Annotated in this window: 17 protein-coding genes; 8 read left to right on the top strand and 9 right to left on the bottom strand. The window is 66.2% G+C overall.

Translation table 11 applies throughout. The annotated features are described in order from the left end of the window. Positions 1–132: 132 nt before the first annotated feature. Together AC1D09_RS09295 and AC1D09_RS09300 are read right to left on the bottom strand one after the other, a co-directional pair. Complete coding sequence (locus tag AC1D09_RS09295; RefSeq protein ID WP_477661705.1) at positions 133–1,182, bottom strand: Ldh family oxidoreductase; 1,050 nt, start codon at positions 1,180–1,182, stop codon at positions 133–135. Positions 1,183–1,391: 209 nt separating this feature from the next. After that, positions 1,392–3,350, bottom strand: a complete 1,959-nt coding sequence (locus AC1D09_RS09300) for a PhoX family protein (RefSeq protein WP_477661706.1) — start codon at positions 3,348–3,350, stop codon at positions 1,392–1,394. 268 nt (positions 3,351–3,618) lie between these two features. Between AC1D09_RS09300 and AC1D09_RS09305 the strand changes: the two genes are divergently transcribed. After that, positions 3,619–4,287 (top strand): DsbA family oxidoreductase, encoded by a 669-nt coding sequence (locus AC1D09_RS09305; protein ID WP_477661707.1) that lies wholly within the window; start codon positions 3,619–3,621, stop codon positions 4,285–4,287. Here AC1D09_RS09305 and AC1D09_RS09310 read toward each other — a convergent pair. Then, complete coding sequence (locus tag AC1D09_RS09310) at positions 4,284–4,631, bottom strand: MoaF N-terminal domain-containing protein (protein WP_477661708.1); 348 nt, start codon at positions 4,629–4,631, stop codon at positions 4,284–4,286. The genes AC1D09_RS09305 and AC1D09_RS09310 overlap by 4 nt on opposite strands. A gap of 202 nt (positions 4,632–4,833) precedes the next feature. On the opposite strand from AC1D09_RS09310, the gene AC1D09_RS09315 reads away from it, so the two are divergent. After that, positions 4,834–5,562 (top strand): glutathione S-transferase, encoded by a 729-nt coding sequence (locus AC1D09_RS09315; RefSeq protein ID WP_477661709.1) that lies wholly within the window; start codon positions 4,834–4,836, stop codon positions 5,560–5,562. A 171-nt stretch (positions 5,563–5,733) separates the two neighbouring features. Further along, positions 5,734–6,684, top strand: coding sequence for a ferritin-like domain-containing protein (locus AC1D09_RS09320; RefSeq protein WP_477661710.1), 951 nt, complete (start codon positions 5,734–5,736; stop codon positions 6,682–6,684). Between the two features lie 103 nt (positions 6,685–6,787). Here the strand turns inward: AC1D09_RS09320 and AC1D09_RS09325 are convergent, their stop codons facing one another. From AC1D09_RS09325 to ku, 6 genes are all read right to left on the bottom strand, one after another. Next, a complete protein-coding gene (locus AC1D09_RS09325; RefSeq protein WP_477661711.1) occupies positions 6,788–7,117 on the bottom strand; it encodes a hypothetical protein in 330 nt (109 codons plus the stop codon). After that, a complete protein-coding gene (locus AC1D09_RS09330) occupies positions 7,114–7,290 on the bottom strand; it encodes a hypothetical protein (protein WP_477661712.1) in 177 nt (58 codons plus the stop codon). Before AC1D09_RS09330 ends, AC1D09_RS09325 begins: the two co-directional genes overlap by 4 nt. Before the next feature lie 92 nt (positions 7,291–7,382). After that, entirely contained in the window at positions 7,383–7,595 is a 213-nt protein-coding gene (locus AC1D09_RS09335) for a hypothetical protein (RefSeq protein ID WP_477661713.1), read from the bottom strand. Between the two features lie 95 nt (positions 7,596–7,690). Beyond that, the gene (locus tag AC1D09_RS09340; RefSeq protein WP_477661714.1) at positions 7,691–7,969 is read right to left on the bottom strand and encodes a hypothetical protein; all 279 of its coding nucleotides are present in this window, start codon (positions 7,967–7,969) and stop codon (positions 7,691–7,693) included. 146 nt (positions 7,970–8,115) lie between these two features. Then, complete coding sequence (gene ligD, locus AC1D09_RS09345) at positions 8,116–10,677, bottom strand: DNA ligase D (protein ID WP_477661715.1); 2,562 nt, start codon at positions 10,675–10,677, stop codon at positions 8,116–8,118. 24 nt (positions 10,678–10,701) lie between these two features. Then, complete coding sequence (gene ku, locus AC1D09_RS09350; protein WP_477661716.1) at positions 10,702–11,610, bottom strand: non-homologous end joining protein Ku; 909 nt, start codon at positions 11,608–11,610, stop codon at positions 10,702–10,704. Between the two features lie 238 nt (positions 11,611–11,848). Between ku and AC1D09_RS09355 the strand changes: the two genes are divergently transcribed. The 5 genes from AC1D09_RS09355 to AC1D09_RS09375 all read left to right on the top strand — a co-directional run bounded on the left by AC1D09_RS09355 (position 11,849) and on the right by AC1D09_RS09375 (position 16,772). Then, positions 11,849–12,310 (top strand): CHRD domain-containing protein, encoded by a 462-nt coding sequence (locus AC1D09_RS09355; protein WP_477661717.1) that lies wholly within the window; start codon positions 11,849–11,851, stop codon positions 12,308–12,310. Positions 12,311–12,427: 117 nt separating this feature from the next. Further along, entirely contained in the window at positions 12,428–12,889 is a 462-nt protein-coding gene (locus AC1D09_RS09360) for a MarR family winged helix-turn-helix transcriptional regulator (RefSeq protein ID WP_477661718.1), read from the top strand. A gap of 24 nt (positions 12,890–12,913) precedes the next feature. Continuing rightward, positions 12,914–14,221 (top strand): homogentisate 1,2-dioxygenase, encoded by a 1,308-nt coding sequence (gene hmgA, locus AC1D09_RS09365; RefSeq protein ID WP_477661719.1) that lies wholly within the window; start codon positions 12,914–12,916, stop codon positions 14,219–14,221. A 29-nt stretch (positions 14,222–14,250) separates the two neighbouring features. Then, positions 14,251–15,525 (top strand): fumarylacetoacetase, encoded by a 1,275-nt coding sequence (gene fahA / locus AC1D09_RS09370; protein ID WP_477701025.1) that lies wholly within the window; start codon positions 14,251–14,253, stop codon positions 15,523–15,525. Positions 15,526–15,593: 68 nt separating this feature from the next. Next, the gene (locus tag AC1D09_RS09375) at positions 15,594–16,772 is read left to right on the top strand and encodes a cytochrome P450 (protein WP_477661721.1); all 1,179 of its coding nucleotides are present in this window, start codon (positions 15,594–15,596) and stop codon (positions 16,770–16,772) included. Positions 16,773–16,793: the final 21 nt, after the last annotated feature.

Here is a 16,793-nt window from a genome sequence, read left to right on the forward strand (position 1 = left end):
ATTCCCCGTCTAGGGACAAACCCCTGGCATGCGGAGGCTCCGCGGAATTTTGGAAAGCTTTTGTAGTAGGACCGGGCCCCGAACCGGCAAGCGCCGGCCGGCCGGACCGGTTTCTGCCGGAAAGCCTGCGCTTTAAAGGACGGCGACCGGCTCCGCCACGCCGAGCTTGATGGCCCAGCTGGAGAGCGCGGGCAGTATGGACGGGTAGAGCGCCACGCCATCCTGCTTTTGCTTTGCCGCCAGCGCAATGGCTTTTTCGCCGGGCGTGCGCACGGCCTTGCCTGCATGCGCGGGGCGCGAGGCGCGGCAGGCATCGGCGACGTGGCCGGTCTGGCGTTCGAAGGCCTGCAGGCCGGCGAAGGCGCGCGGGTCCAGAATCTGCAGGAACACCGTGGCGCCCCAGCCTTCCTTGGGGTCGGCGCGGCCGTGGCCGGCCAGGCCGCCGGTCAGGGCCTCGACCAGCAGCGTGAGGCCGTAGCCCTTGTGGCCGGAGTCCATGCCGCCCAGCGGCAGTATGGTGCCCTTGGGTTCTTCAAACAGCACCGAGGGGTTGTCGCTTGCCGCGCCATGGCCGTCCATGACCCAGGCGGCGGGCAGGCGTTTGCCTTCCTTGTGCAGCCGGTTGGTCATGCCGTTGGTGGTGGCCGAGGTGGAGACATCCATCAGCACCGGCACGCCGCCCGTGGGAAAGCCCGCCGAGACCGGATTCGGCGTGAACACCGCGTCCAGCCCGCCGAAGGGCGCGACGCTGGCGGTGTTGGGGTCGGAGCAGGTCAGCAGCATCAACAGGCCCTGGTCGGTGGCGCGCTTGAGGTAGGCGGCCAGGCAGGCGATGTGGTGGCTGCGGCGTATCACCACGGTGCATGTGCCCTGGCTGGCGGCGCGTTCGGCGGCCAGCGCCATGGCTTGGAGCACCAGCCAGGGGCCGGGCAGGCGGCGGCCGTCCCAGGTCAGGGCGGCGGGGTGGTCGGCCAGCACGGTGGGCGTACCCCTCTTTTCCATGGAGCCTGATTCGAGATCGCCCAGGTAGCCGGGCAGCAGGGCCAGGCCGTGGGTGTTGTGGCCCATGAGGTCGCCTTCGACGAGGATGTCGGCCACGGCCGTGGCCTTGGCCGGCTCCAGCCCGGTGGCGGTCAGCAGGGCTTGCGCGTAATGGATCAGGTCGTCGTGGCGGTAGTGCATGGTGTTCCCGGTGGGCGGTCGCTGCCCGGGCAAGGTCGCCGCGGGCTTCCCGCCATTCTAGGGAAGAACGGTGTAACGATGCACAAGCCGATGCGCTGATACCGGCGCGCCAATGCAGTTCGCCCTGAGGCTGCCGAAAAGCTCGGCAAACTCAGGGCGAAGGGCTGGGTGTCATCCAGGCCATGCAATGCACGGCCAGGGCTGTGCGCTTAACCGAGCTTGATGCTGCTCGGGTCGGCGGTCAGGTAACCGACGGCGGCGCCGTAGCGGTCCTTGTAGTTCGCGCGCACCAGCGGGTCCAGCGTGGCCTGCACCTTGCCGTGCAGCGCCGGGATCCAGTCGCCGGCATGCTGGAAGTTGCTCATGATGTAGGTCCAGCCATTGAGGTCGTCCACCACATGCAGGCCGGTGGCTTCGGCGCCCGAGGGCATGGACATCAGGCGCGAGAGCTGCTTGGTGTCGACGTTGTAGGCCCAGATGAAGTTGTTGACGTGGGTGCTGCTGTCTTCACCGATGAAGAGGGTGCGCATTTTTTCCGAGAACTTCAGGTTGTCGGGGTTGGACACCATGTTGGGATTGGCCTTGTTGCCCAAGGCGTCGCCGGCAATGTCTTCGCCGACCAGCAGGGCCTTGGTGTGCACCGGCATCCATTCGCTGTTGATGGCGTTGCCGGCCGAGTCCTTCTGGCCGCCGTCCAGCTTGTGCATCATCACGCCGCCGGCGATCAGCGCCTTGTCGAGCGCGATACCGCTGGCCGCATTCCAGCCCTTGCCGGTCTTGACCATGGAGTCCTGCATGTTCTGCAGCGCCGAGTAGGCGATCTTGTCCTTGATGTTGATGGTGGTGCCTTCCATCTTGGAAAAGCCCATGCTGCCGCCCATGAGGTAGGCATAGCGGTGGGTTTCCAGGAAGGCGGCGGCTTTTTCCATGCCGGGCTTGACCTTGATCCAGTTGGCGTTGCCGTTGTAGAAGACCTTGGTGAAGCTGGCGTCGGACGGGTCGGTTTTGTGCACCGTCATGATGTCGGACGGCTTGAGCGTGTCGGCCATTTTTTCGATTTCGGCGCTCGTGGCATGGCCCAGCTTGATCCAGGAAATCTTCGCGCCTTCGGCGGCGGGGTCGACCGAGAAGCCGCTGCCCAGCTTGCCGACGTAGAGCGTACCGGACGACAGGTCTTTCTCGCGGTCGGCCACAAAGACGAAGAGGCCGCTGTTGGTGGCGTCGTCGCCCATCAGCACGGTGCGCATGTCGGGCATGACCTGGACCAGCTCGTGCGAGATACGGCCCAGGTTGTAGTGTTTCTTCACCGTGCCGGTACCGTCGGGGTGCACGGTGACTTCGGGCAGGTGGCCGTAGTGGTAGGGGTTGGCCTTGGTTTCGTCGCCGTAGACGTTCTTGCTGAACTTCTTGAACTGCGAGCTTTCGGCCGCGAAAGGCGCGTCGGGCTCGTACTCTTCGCTGGAGAGGTGGGTGTTCCAGGGCGAGAGGCTGGCGCCGCAGGTGATCCACAGGCCGTGCGCCTTGGACATGTCGACATTGTGGTACTTCACGAGGCTGAGCTTGCCGGTGGCTTGGTCCTGGTCCAGCGTGAGCACCGCGATGGGCGAGGGCAGGTTGCCGTAGGCGTCGGCACCGGCCTGGTCGCGCGTGGTGTATTCAAACTGCACGACGGCGAAGACTGCCTTGCCCTTGACGCCGGGCACGTTGGCATTCGGCAGGCCCAGCAGCGAGGTGCCGTCGGGCGAGTCGGAGAACATCTGGCGTTCCTTGCCGGGCACCGAGCGGTCGATGATGGGCTGGTTGTTGATGTCCACATAACCGCCGCTCAGGATGGTGCCGCCCTTGCCGTCCGGCACCATGTCGCCGGTCACGAAGAAGGGCTGGTAGGCCAGGCGATAGCTTTGGGTGCTGTTGTCCTTGAGCCGGACCTGCAGGCTGGAGCCCACGGTGGTGGTGGCCATGGCGGGCGTGTCGGCCAGCGAAGGCGCGGCCATGGAGGTGAAGCTGGAAGACAGGTAATTGCCCGCTCCAGCCGGGCCGCTGCCGGTGGCGCAGCCCGACAGCAGGGTGCTGGAGGCCAGTGCCCCCAGCGGCAGCATGGGCGCGGTCGCCAGGAACTTCAGGGCGGTGCGGCGTGAGGGAAGGGAAGGGGTGGCCAGGTCGGACATTGTTGTGTGTTCCAGTTTCAGGTGGGGAATGATGCGAAGCGGCGGTGTGCCCGCGCCGAAGCGCAGGGCAGGGCCGCTGCGCTGCCGGAATCTTAGGAAGCTTGTGTGACAGTTTCTTGAAACGGGCTGCCACAGAAGATGGCGGGCAGCGGGGACGGCGGGGGATTAACCACGCACCGGGTACTTGAATATCCCGGGGTAAGCCGCAAGCTGGCTGGCGACGGGCCAAAATCGGCCTGCCCAGAACAGCAACTCCCAAGGCCTTCCCATGACCACCCAACTCAAGATCGATTTTGTGTCCGACGTTTCCTGCCCCTGGTGTGTCATAGGCCTGAAGTCGCTGGACCAGGCGCTGGAGCGCGTGCGCGGCGACATCCAGGCCGAGCTGCATTTCCAGCCCTTTGAGCTCAATCCCAAAATGGCGCCCGAGGGCCAGGAGATCACCGAGCACATCACCGAGAAATACGGCATCACACCCGCCCAGGCCCAGGCCAACCGCGAGAACATCCGCGCGCGCGGCGCCCAGGTCGGCTTCAAGTTCAGCATGGCCGACGAGCCCGGCGGCGGGCGCAGCCGTATCTACAACACCTTCGACGCGCACCGCCTGCTGCACTGGGCCGAGCTTGAAGGCGCGGACAAGCAGAAGGCGCTCAAGGAGCTGCTGTTCAAGCGCTATTTCACCGACGGCCAGAGCCCGGCCTCACACGAGGTGCTGGCCAAGGCGGCCGCCGAAGCGGGCCTGGATGAAAGCCGCGCGCGCGAGGTGCTGGCTTCCGGCGAATACGCGCGCGAGGTGCGCGAGCGCGAACAGTTCTACCTGACGCAGGGCATCCATTCGGTGCCAGCCGTCATCATCAACGACCGCCACCTGATTTCCGGCGGCCAGCCTGTGGAAGTGTTCGAACAGGCCCTTCGGCAGATCGCGGCGGGGGGCTAGGCGCGGCTGTCGCCCAGCACCTCGAAGCTTCCGGACTGCTGGACCCAGTCCTTGCCGTTGGAGGCAAAGCCGGTGGCCGCGCCGGTCTTGAGGTTGAGCGCCACCGTCAGCGTGTAGCCGCTTTCCTTTGAGAGGTAAGACACCACATGCACGTCGTCCGACATTTTGACGGCGGCGCTGGCGCTTTCGAGGTGGTCTTTGGCGCCTGGGCTGGCACTGCGCCAGGTGAGGGTGCCGTCGCTGGCGAACGTGTGTTCAAAGGTATGGCCCTTGGTCGGGCCGTCCCGGAAGGTCCAGCGCAGGGTTTTGCCATACAGGGATGCGGGGAAGGTGGAAGTGGTCATGAGGGGCTCCAGAAAATGGCCTTGATTGCCGCGGTGGGCCGGCCTGGATGGATGGCTGCAGTTTCAACTTAGGCCGGCCCAAAACGGCGGCTTGTCGGAAGGGGGCGAAATCTTCGTAGGACAAGGGCACGCCGCGGCCTTTGCCGTGGATTCGAGCCTGGGCTTCACGCAGAATGAAACGACCTCACCGGAGTTGTCATTCATGGCTTACGAACTTCATTACTGGCCCACGATCCAGGGCCGCGGCGAATTTGTCCGGCTCGCGCTGGAGGCCGCCGGCGCCGACTACGTGGACGTGGCGCGCGGCTGCGAAGGCGAGGGCCAGGGCATTCCCGCGATGATGCATTTCATCGAAAGCGCCGACGTGCGCCAGCCGCCCTTCGCGCCGCCTTTCCTGGTGGACGGCAAGACCATCGTCGGCCAGTCGGCGGCCATCCTGCTCTACCTGGGCCCGCGCCTGGGCCTGGTCGGTAAAAGCGAAACAGCGCGCCTGTGGACGCACCAGATCCAGCTCACGATTGCCGACGTTGTGGCCGAGGCGCACGACACCCACCACCCGGTGGGCACGGGCCTTTATTACGAAGAGCAGAAGAAGGAAGCGCTCAGGCGCGCCAGGGAATTCAGGACGGCGCGCATCCGCAAATTCCTGGCCTGGTTTGAAGCCGTGCTGGCGCGCAACCCGCGCGGCAGTGCGCAACTGGTGGGCGCCAGCCTCAGTTATGCCGACCTCTCGCTGTTCCAGCTGGTGGAGGGATTGCTATATGCCTTCCCCAAGGCCGCCCGCCGTGCATTAAAAAACGCACCGCATGTGATGGCGCTGCACGACCGTGTGGCAGGGCACAGGCGCGTGGCCGCCTACCTGGCCAGCGAGCGCCGCATTCCCTTTAACGAGGACGGCATCTTCCGCCGCTACCCGGAACTCGATGCCTGAGCCGCCGGCGTTTTGTGCGCGGCGCTCTCCTACATGCCTGTCTGTGCTTGCCTGACCGCCGGGTCTTGCAGCGCACGCGACCATGGTTGCCAGTGTCCGGCCACACAGCAAGCACAAGCACAGTGGCGCGGATCTCTTTCAAACCTGCGTTCGACGCAAAGGAGACACACCATGGCCAAAGAGCATGATCCCAACCTTGATCCCATCAGCAAAGAGCCCGGCGCGCACCCGGTGGGCACCGGCATAGGCGCGGCCATGGGCGGCATCGCCGGGGGCGCGGCCGCTGGCGCGGTGGCCGGCCCTGCGGGAGCCATTGTCGGCGGCGTGGCCGGTGCGATCGCCGGCGGCATGGGCGGCAAGGAAGCCGCCGAGGCCCTGGACCCGACGGCCGAAGAGGCTTACTGGCGCGACAGGCACACGCTGGAGCCTTATTACGAAAGCGGCCGCCCTTTCGACGACTATGCGCCCGCCTACCGGCTGGGCGTGGAAGGCCGGCGCGATTACCCGGGCTCTTTCGAGGAAACCGAAATGCGCCTGGCGGACCGCTGGGATACCTACCGGGGACGCTCGACCCTGGATTGGGCTAAAGCCCGGCACGCCAGCCGCGCGGCCTGGAACCGCGCGCACGAGCGGCTCAGCGCCTTTGAAACTGCAGCCACCGCCGGCGTGGCGGACGACGAAGAAATCATCGACACGCTCAACGACCTGCTGGAATCCTGCCGCGACGGCGAATACGGTTTCCGCGAATGCGCCGAGCATTCGCGCGCGGAAGACATCAAGGTCTTGCTGCACCGCCATTCCGGCGAATGCCGCGCCGCGGGCCTGGAGCTGCAGACCCTGATACGCCAGCTGGGCGGCAAGCCCGACGAGGGCGGATCGGTCAGCGGCGCGCTGCACCGCGGCTGGGTTTCCGTGCGCGCGACGCTGAGCGCCTACAGCGACCAGGCCATGCTCAATGAGTGCGAGCGCGGCGAGGACGCCGCCGTGGCGCGCTACCGCAAGGCCCTGAAACAAAACCTGCCGCAGGCCATCAAGAGCGTGGTGGAGCGCCAGGCCCAGGGTGCGCAGCGCAACCATGACCAGGTCAAAGCCTTGCGCGATGCGCTGAAGGCCTCGAAATAAGGCCACGGTTACAGAAAAGATATTTAGCGTTTCTTGCCGACACTCGAGGTTCGGCAAACCGGGGGCGGCGCAGGCTGCCCCTTTTTTTTCGCCTGGATTGCGGCTAGTTCTTGAGGCGGCTGGCGCAGTCCACTTGCGCATCGAGCTGCATGCCGCCGCGCGAGTAGTCGACATCGGTGACCTTGCAGCCCGAGTGCTGCTCTATGGCCTGCAGCAGGGCGGCGCGCCCGGCGGGTGTTGTGGAGATGGGGCCGGCAGTGGGCGAGCTGGCTATCCAGGTGCCGGCGGTCAGCGCGCTCACCAGGTAAGTCCGCCCTTCGACGGTGACGCGCCGCGCGGCGGGGTCTGCCCGCATGCCGGCGCAGGCTACCAGGCCTGCACCGCACAGCAGGGCCCAGCTTGCGATGGGCGCGGCATGCCGGAAAGCCTTCATGCGGACGCGCGCGTGCCGCGCAGCACTACCGGCGGTGCCGCCGGCAAGGCCTGTGCTGATGTATTCGCGGCTTTGGGTTCAGGCACTTTGGGAGGGGCTTTGGGCGACTTGGCGTCGGGGCAAGCCGACAAAAGCAGCAAGCCGGCCAGTGTGAAGGGCAAGAGGGGCTTCATGGTGTCTCCAGGCGCATGCTGTTGCGCTGCCTGAAATGATAGGCCGCGGGCCCGCGCAAGGCCAGTGCCGCAAGGCAAGTCGCGGCGGCCACCTACAGGCGGCGGCGCGGATGCGCGCCTGCCACGCCCATGCGTTGCAGTGCTTCGCTGAGGCTGCGCGCGGGCTGCGCTGCCGTGCACTGCTGCTGGGTGGGCGAGGGCCTGGCCTTGTCGGTGGCGGCATGCTGCCTGACCCGTTCCGCCGCCAGCCGGCGGCCTTCGGTCTGCAGGTAAAGCGTCAGGTCCATTTCATCGGGCTGGTTCATGGCTGCCTCGCAAGTCCCGTCCTGGGGACGCAAAAAAGCGGAGGCGCATGGCCTCCGCTGGCTGTCTTCCTGGCTGCATGGCGCGCACGGCGCCATCAGTTGTTGCTGCGGCCCGATTGCCGGCTGCCCGAATCTTCGGGCTGCATGTTTTCATCGCGCTCCGACTGCTTTTGCGGATTGTCCCGGGCGCTGCCGTGCTGGCCCTGCTGCCCAGGCTGGCGCTGGTTGCCCTGGCCCTGGTTCAGCTGCGCATCGCTGGACTGGTTGATGTTCTGCCGGTCCTGCTGGCCGGGCTGCTTGCGTTGGCCTTGTTGCTGCTGCTTGTCCTGGGCTTGGGGGCTGTTCCTTTTTTGATCACTCTGCTTGGAAGGCATACAGGTTCTCCTTGAAAGATGGCTGTGTTGAATGCGAAATGACGGCATGAAACCGCCACGAAGCCAATGTAAAACTGCATCCGCATTCGCCTTGTCGGGCCGTGGGCCCTGCGTGTGTAGGAGGCGGATGACAGCCGGCTGGACCTTCATTTGGCCCGCGCTGCCGGTTTGAAGCCGAGCCGTTTCATCGCGGCGGCCAGGCCCATGCGCGAGGCCTCGTAGGCGTGCCAGGGCTGGTTGCCGACGGCCAGGCGGGCGCCCAGCGTCTGCGCCGTCCAGTGCGCGCCGCCGGTCAGCGATTCCAGTTCGTCCCAGGCCACCGGCACCGACACGCCCAGGCCGGGCCGCGCGCGCAGCGACCAGGCCGACACGGTGGTCGCGCCGAAGCCGTTGCGCAGGTAGTCCGGGAAAACCTTGCCGACCCGGTTTTTGGGGCCGCTCTTGGCGGCAAAGCGCTGGGGGATCACGGCGGCCAGGTGCAACACCAGCGCATGCGAGAAGTCCTTGACCGTGTCGAAGTCGTATTGCCGCTTGAGCGGCACCACCACGTGCAGGCCCTTGCCGCCGCTGGTCTTGAGGAAGCTGGCCAGCTTGAGTTCGTCGAGGAAGGCGCGCACCAGCTGCGCGGCCTCCTGCACCTGCGGCCAGGCCACGCCTTCGCCCGGGTCCAGGTCCAAGGTCATGCGGTCCGGCTTGTGGATGGCACGCGTGGTGGCGTTCCAGGTATGGAATTCGAGCACATTGAGCTGCGTGGCGGCCAGCAGGGCGGGGGCGGAGGGGACCTCCAGCAGCGGCCCGTGGCCGGGGTCGAGCGCCGGATCCAGCAGCTTGATCCCGGGTATGGAGGTGGCCTCGGCATGCTTCTGGAAGAACAGCTCGCCGCCTATGCCCGAAGGCGCGCGCACCAGTGCGGTCGGCCGCGCCTTGAGATGCGGCAGCATCAGCGCCGCGACCTGCGCGTAGTGTTCAACCACATTCTGTTTGGTAAAGCCGGTGCTGCTGTCGATCACGCGGTCGGCGTGGGTCACCCGCAGGGACTTCAGCGCGGCCGGAGTGGATTTTTTCGCGGGATTCACGGCGGCGCCTTTCTGGCCGCTTTTAAGGGCGGCGGGTTTTTCACGCAGGATGCGGCTGGCGGGCTTGTCGCTGCGCAGGCCCTGGAACACCGAGTGGCGGATGTGGCCGCCGTGCGTCCATTCGCCAAAAGCGATTTCGGCCAGCAACTGCGGCTTGACGAACTGGCCCTTGACGCCGGCAGGCAGTTTTGCGAAGGGGCTGCGTTCCGTGTGGATTTTTTCCAGCCGCGCCTTGAGGTCCTTGAGCACCTTGTCGTTAAAGCCGGTGCCGACGTTGCCGGCGTACTTCAGTGCGCCGTCTTCGTCATGCACGCCCAGCATCAGCGCGCCCAGGCCGGTGCGCGAGCCCTTGGGGGCCGTGTAGCCGCCTATCACGAACTCCTGGCGCAACTGCGTCTTGAGCTTGATCCAGTCCGGCGAGCGGCGCGAGACGTAGGCCGAATCCACGCGCTTGCCGATCACGCCTTCCAGGCCGACGCGCCGCGCCGATTCAAGCAGGTCTTGCGGCGTTTCCTCGAACGTGTCGCTAAAGCGTATGGTCTCTTGCGGATGGCGGGTGACCAGCGCGCACAGCAGTTCGCGGCGCTGCGAAAGTGGCAGCCGGCGCAGGTCCAGCCCGTCAAAGTAGGGCAGGTCAAACACGTAGTACACAATGCGGGCCGTGCTGGCGTGGTCAAAGGCGTTTTGCAGCGCGCCGAAATCGGGCAGGCCGTGCTCGTTCATCACCACGATCTCGCCGTCCACCCAGCCCGAGGGAATCTCCATCGCGGCTACGGCCTCGACCAGCCTGGGCAGTTTGTGCGTCCAGTCATTGCCGTTGCGTGTCATGAGGCGAACCGAGTCCCCGTCTATGCGGGCCAGCAGACGGTAGCCGTCGTACTTGATTTCATAAGCCCAGCCTTGCGGGTCGGTGGGCGGGGCCGCCACCAGCGTGGCCAGTTGCGGGGCCAGAATTTCGGGCAGCTTCGCCTCGACAGCGCCTTCCGGAATATCGCCGGCGATGCGCGCGCCGGCCTTTTCTGCTGCGGCCTTGCCCGGGGCCTTGCCGGGTTTTTCCGCGGCATCGCGCGGCAGGGGGCGGCCCGAGAGCACGCTGTTGGGCAGGGCTTTGAGCACGTCGTACTCTTTTTCCGGGCGGGCGTATTCGTCCTGTTCCTTGATCAGCAGCCACGGCTCGTGGCTTTCATCGCCACGGCCGTGCATGCGCACCAGGGTCCAGCCGCCCTTGAGCTTTTCGCCGTGCAGCTCGAACTTGAGCTTACCGGCCTTGAGGCTTTTTGTGAGGTCGCCGTGCGGCGTCCAGAGGCCCCGGTCCCAGACGATCACGTCGCCTGCGCCGTATTGTCTGGCCGGAATGCTGCCCTCAAACCCCGCGTAGGAAATCGGGTGATCTTCGACACGCACGCCCATGCGCTTGACGGCCGGGTCCAGACTGGGGCCTTTGGGCACGGCCCAGCTTTTGAGCGCGCCCTGCAGCTCCAGGCGGAAGTCGTAATGCAGGTTGCGCGCGTCGTGTTTCTGGATCACAAAGCGCAGGGACTTGTCCGAGCGCGTGCCGCCTTCCGCAGGCTCGGGCGTGCGCGAAAAGTCGCGTTTGGCGCGGTAGCTTTTGAGGGAATCGCGGTCGTCCATGGCTTGGGCTGCGCGTGGGGCCGCCTAGGCAGCGCGCCGCCTTGCGGGGGCGTGCACCCGGGTTTTGGCCGCGGGTTTTTTGCGTGCGGGCGCCTTGGCGGCGGCCTTGGCCTTGGGCGCATCGCCGCCGCCCTTGCGCAGGCTGCGTTGCAGCAACTCGGTCAGGTCAATGATCTTGGCGCCGGAACGGGCTTCGGGCTCCCCGGATTCCTCCGGCTGCACCACGCTCTCGAGCTTGCCTTCCTTGGCCTTGCGCTTGACCAGCGCCATGATGTCGTCCTTGAAGGAGTCGGTGAACTGTTTGGGGTCCCATTTGCCGGTCATGTCGTCCACCAGCTGTTTGGCCATGGCCAGCTCCTTGTCGGACAGGCCCGCGGCCTTGGCGCCCATGGGCGGCAGGTTCAGCTCTTCCAGCGAGCGGATGTCGGCGCCCCAGCGCAGCAGGTTCAGTACCAGCGCCGGGCCCGACGGCACCAGCACGGCCAGGTGCTGCTTGGTCTGGATGATGACGCGGGCAATGCCCACGCGCTGTGTCTTCAGCAGGGTGTCGCGCAGCAGGGCATAGACTTTTTGCCCCTTGTTGATGGGCGCGACGTAGTAGGGCCGCTCCAGGTAGACAAAGGGAATCTCGGTGTTGGGTACAAAACTTTCAATCTCTATGGTCTGGGTGGTCTTGGGGTAGGCCGCGGCGATTTCTTCTTCGGACAGCACCACGTACTGGCCGTCCTCGTACTCCACGCCCTTGACGATGTTCTCCTTGCTGATCTCCTTGCCGGTGCGCTTGTTGATGCGCTTGTAGCCCACCGGGTCCATGCTGCGCTTGTCCAGCCAGTCGAAGTCCACACCGCTTTCCGACGTGGCCGAATGCAGCGCAACGGGGATGTGGACCAGGCCGAAGCTGATAGCGCCTTTCCAGAGAACGCGGGATGCCATGGGGTTTTCCTGATGAAAGTCTAGGTGGCCAGTGTGGGAGTCGTGCCCGCGCGCCTGTGTCGGCCTGCCAAGAGCCCTTTCGTAGGACGGCGGCTTTTGTCGGCGTTGCGGGGCTTGCGGGCGAGCGCGGCCGCGGCGCTGGCATGTCGTCCGGAACCCACCGCCCGCATGGGGTTTGTCCTACGGGCAGGCAGAGGGCGGGCCACGCACAATCGGCTCCTGTTTTAAGGAGCCGACCATGCCGACCCGCCGCACCGCCGCCCGTTTGTCCCTTGCTGCCGTCGCCATTGCCGCGGCCGCCCTCACGGGCTGCAGCGTGATGGACCGCCAGTCCAACCTGGTGGCCATGACCACACAATTGCGCGGGGCCAACGAGGTGCCGGCCAATGCTGGCACAGGCAGCGGCCAGGTTGACGCGGTGTTCGACAAAAACACCAACCTGCTGCGCTGGAAGGTTAGCTACACCGGCCTGACGGGCCCGGCCACGGCGGGGCATTTCCACGGTCCCGCGGCCATAGGCGCGAACGCCGGCGTGGCCCTGCCATGGGCCGGCCCCATGCGCAGCCCCCTGGACGGCAGCGCCACGCTGACCGCCGCCCAGGCCGCCGATTTGCTGGCCGGCCGCTGGTACGCCAACATCCACACCGCCGCCTACCCCGGCGGGGAAGTGCGCGGCCAGATGACCGTAGTGCGCAACTAGGCGCGGGGGTTGAGCCCGGCTCCGGGCCTTCCGGAGGCCGTCGAATAAATGGTTGCGCGCGCAACCGGATCGGTTTATAGTTGCGGCCGCAACCAATAAATTGAACCGGCGGCCCGCATGATCAAGCTCGACAGAACCCTGACCTACCGCCTGCATTTGTTGCACAAGCTGACCGACCTGGAAAGCCAGCGTGCCTATGTGGCCGGGGCCGGGCTGTCGATGAGCGACGGGCGCTGCCTCACGGCGGTCGGCACCTTCGCGCCGCTGTCGGTCAACGACCTCGCACAAAAGGCCAACCTCAACAAAGGCCAGGCCAGCCGGGCCGCGCAGTCGCTGGTGGAGCAGGGCCTGGTCGTCAAGACCGCCAGCCCGACCGACGGCCGCGGTGTGGTGCTGACCATGACACCCAAAGGCAAGGCGGCCTGGCAGCGCGCCATGAACGTGGTAGGCCGGCGCAACCACGATATTTTTGGTGTGCTGAGCGGGGCCGAACGCGAGCAGCTCAGCGATTTTTTCGACCGCTTGATTGCCAAGGCCAGGGCCGACGGCGGCGCGGTTGAAGACACCGGCGAAGAATGACATGGGAATTTTGGAGAAACCGCGATGAACACGAACACCCCCTTGCGCTACCAGTCCGGCTTCGGCAATGAGTTCGCCAGCGAAGCCGTCGCAGGCGCCTTGCCCGAGGGCCGCAACAGCCCGCAGCGCGCGCCGCACGATTTGTATACCGAGCTGATCTCCGGCACGGCCTTTACCGCGCCGCGCGCCGAGAATCGCCGCACCTGGCTGTACCGCCGCCAGCCCTCGGTGGTGGTGGGGGGTTACCAGCCCTATGCGCAGCCGCAGTGGACCACGGGCGCCGCCGGCGGCGTAGCCGTGCCGCCCGACCCGCTGCGCTGGAACCCCTTTCCCATTCCCTCGGAGCCGCTGGATTTTGTCGACGGCCTGCGCACCGTGGCGGCCAACGGCGACGCCGAGGCCCAGACCGGCATGGCCGCGCACATGTATGTGGCCAACTGTTCCATGGTGCGGCGCGCGCTGGTCAATGCCGACGGCGAAATGCTGCTGGTGCCGCAGCAGGGCCGCTTGCTGCTGACCACCGAGCTCGGCATCCTGGACGTGAAGCCTGGTGAGATCGCCGTGCTGCCGCGCGGCATGGCCTTCAGCGTGGCCTTGCCCGACGGCGCCTCGCGCGGCTACATCTGCGAGAACTACGGCGCGCATTTCCGGCTGCCCGAGCTCGGCCCCATAGGCTCCAACGGCCTGGCCAATGCGCGCGATTTCCTCGCGCCCGTGGCGGCTTTTGATGCCGGCGATGAGGCTGGAAAAAGCTATGAAGTCGTCAAGAAATTCGGCGGCCGTTTGTGGTCGGCCACGCAGCCGAGCAGCCCCTTCAACGTGGTGGCCTGGCACGGCAACCTGGTGCCCTGCAAGTACGACACGGCGCATTTCATGACCATAGGCTCCATCAGCTACGACCATCCGGATCCGTCCATCTTCACCGTGCTGACCTCGCCCTCGGACACGCCGGGCACGGCCAACTGCGACTTCGTGATTTTCCCGCCGCGCTGGCTGGTGGCCGAGGACACCTTCCGCCCGCCCTGGTACCACCGCAACCTCATGAGCGAGTTCATGGGCCTGGTTTACGGCCAGTACGACGCCAAGCCCGAAGGCTTCAAGCCCGGCGGCGCCTCGCTGCACAACTGCATGGTGCCGCACGGCCCCGACACCGAGGCCTTTGAAAAAGCCAGCGCGGCCGATCTCAAGCCGCACAAGCTGGACAACACCCTGGCCTTCATGTTCGAAAGCCGCTATCGCTTTGTGCCCACGGCCTATGCCATGCAGGGCGGGGCGCTGGACGCCGCTTATGCCGGCTGCTGGGCCGGGCTCAAGGACCAGTTCAAAGGCTGATGCCGTCCCTCCATTTTTAAAAGCTCACCATGACCGCCCCTCTGAACGCCACCCATGATCCCCAGCTGCGCAGCTGGGTCGCCTCCGCCAACAAGACAGGCACCGACTTTCCCATCCAGAACCTGCCCTTTGGCACTTACAGCCTCACGCCGCAGGGCGAGCGCCGCATAGGCGTGGCCATAGGCGACCAGGTGCTGGACCTGCGCGCGACCGGGCTGATCGATGCTGGCGACATGAATGCGCTGATGGCGCAAAGCCCGCAGGCGATGAGCGCGTTGCGGGCCGCGATTTCGCAAGGCCTGGCCGAGGGCAGCGCGCAGCAGGGCGAATGGGCGGGCTTGTTGCACGGCCAGGACGCGGTCACGCTGCACCTGCCTTGCCGCATAGGCGACTACACCGATTTCTACACCGGCATCCACCATGCGACCACCGTCGGCAAGCTGTTCCGTCCCGACGCACCGCTGTTGCCCAATTACAAATGGGTGCCCATTGGCTACCACGGCCGCGCATCGTCCATAGGCGTGAGCGGCCAGCAATTCCCGCGGCCCAAGGGCCAGACCAAGGGTCCCAACGAAGAGCTGCCGCTCCTGCGACCCAGCCACCGGCTCGACTATGAGCTGGAGCTCGGCGTGTTTGTGGGGCAGGGCAATGCCGTGGGTGAACCGGTGGCCATGGAGCAGGCCGAGGCCCATGCCTTTGGCCTGGCGCTGCTCAACGACTGGTCGGCGCGCGACGTACAGGCCTGGGAATACCAGCCGCTGGGCCCCTTCCTGTCCAAAAATTTCGCGAGCACCATCTCGCCGTGGATAGTCACCCTGGAGGCACTCGCGCCGTTTCGTGCGGCCTTCACGCGACCCGAGGGCGACCCGCAGCCACTGCCTTACCTCGACTCGCCGGGCAACCGCCGGCAGGGCGGACTGGACGTGCAGCTCGAAGTCTGGCTGCACACGCAGGCCATGCGCAACGCCGGCCTGGGTCCCGAGCGCCTGTCGCAATCCAACTACCGCGACGCCTACTGGACGGTTGCGCAAATGCTCACGCACCACACCGTCAACGGCTGCAACCTGCAGCCCGGCGATTTGCTGGGCACGGGCACGCTGTCGGGCCCGCAGCCAGAGCAGGCCGGCTCGCTGCTGGAGCTCAGCGCCGGCGGCAAGAAGGCTGTGACGCTGGCCAATGGCGAGACGCGCACCTTCCTCGAGGACGGCGATGCCATCATCCTGCGTGCCTGGTGTGAGCGTGAAGGTTTTGCACGCATAGGTTTTGGCGAATGCCGTGGGCAGGTGCTGCCGGCGCGTGCTTAAGTTCAAGGCGCTGATGCTTCGTTCGTCAGCGAAGCATGGGGCGGGTGTTTGCGGCAAAAATGCTTGCCATGAACCCCGAACCGACTCCTGACAACATCCTCGCGGCGTCTGCCCACCGCAATCCCTATCCTTTTTACGCAGCGCTGGTTGCTGGTCCGGCACTGGTGTTTGATGCGCCACGCAAACTCTGGATAGCGAGCAGTGCGGCCGGTGTCAAGGCAGTCCTGGGCAATCCGGCCTGCCGCGTGCGTCCTGTTTCTGAGCCAGTTCCCTCAGCCATCGTCGGCTCGGCGGCCGGTGAGGTCTTCGGCCACCTGGTGCGCATGAATGAGGGCTTGCGGCATGACGCACCCAAGCTGGCGCTGCAGCGTTTCGTGGCCGCAGTGGACCTGGAGCGTGTGCAGGCCAGAACCCAGGTGCTGGCCTTGCAAGCTGCCGGGGAGGGCGTATTGCGTGGCGAGGCCCTGTCGCGCTGGGCTTTTGAAGTCCCCGTGATGGCGGTGGCAGACCTGCTGGGCTTTGGCGAGGTCGAGCTGCCGCAGGTGGCACGCTGGATGGCTGATTTTGTCGCCTGCCTGTCGCCGCTCAGCACGCCGGCCCAGCTCGCGGTGGCCGGCGAGGCCGCCTCGGCCTTGCTGTCGCGTTTTGCGGAAGGGGTGCAGGCCGCCAGCGCCCAGCCCGGCAGTGCCTTGGCGCGCCTGCAACAGGAGGCGGCGCAGGCCGGTTGGCATGACGCGCGGGCGCTGCTGTGCAATGCGGTGGGCCTGCTGTCGCAAACCTATGAGGCCACGGCCGGCCTGATCGGCAACAGCATCACGGCCCTGGCCACGCATCCCGGCCTGCTGGACGCCATGACCCGCGGACCCGCAAAGCTGCTGCAGATGGTCCAGGAAGTCAGCCGCTATGACCCGTCCATCCACAACACGCGCCGCTTTGTGGACCAGGCCACGGAAGTCTCGGGCGTTTCGCTGCAGGCCGGCGATGTGGTGCTGGTGCTGCTGGCCGCCGCGGGCCGCGACCCCGCATGCAACGCCAGGCCCGACGAATTTTTGTTGGAGCGCCCGGATCGCCAGGTGCCTGGCTTTGGCCATGGTGCCCACCAGTGTCCAGGCCAGGCGCTGGCCTGCGTAGTCGCGGCGGCTGCCATCAAGGCCTTGCTGGTCTCGGGGCGGCTCAAGGATGCCGCATCATTTCGCTGGGACTACCGTCCCTCCATGAATGCCCGGATTCCGGTTTTCACCGCTTGATGCGAGCATCACAGCAAGCCC

It is taken from the genome of Polaromonas sp. P1_A2 (genome assembly GCF_056406895.1).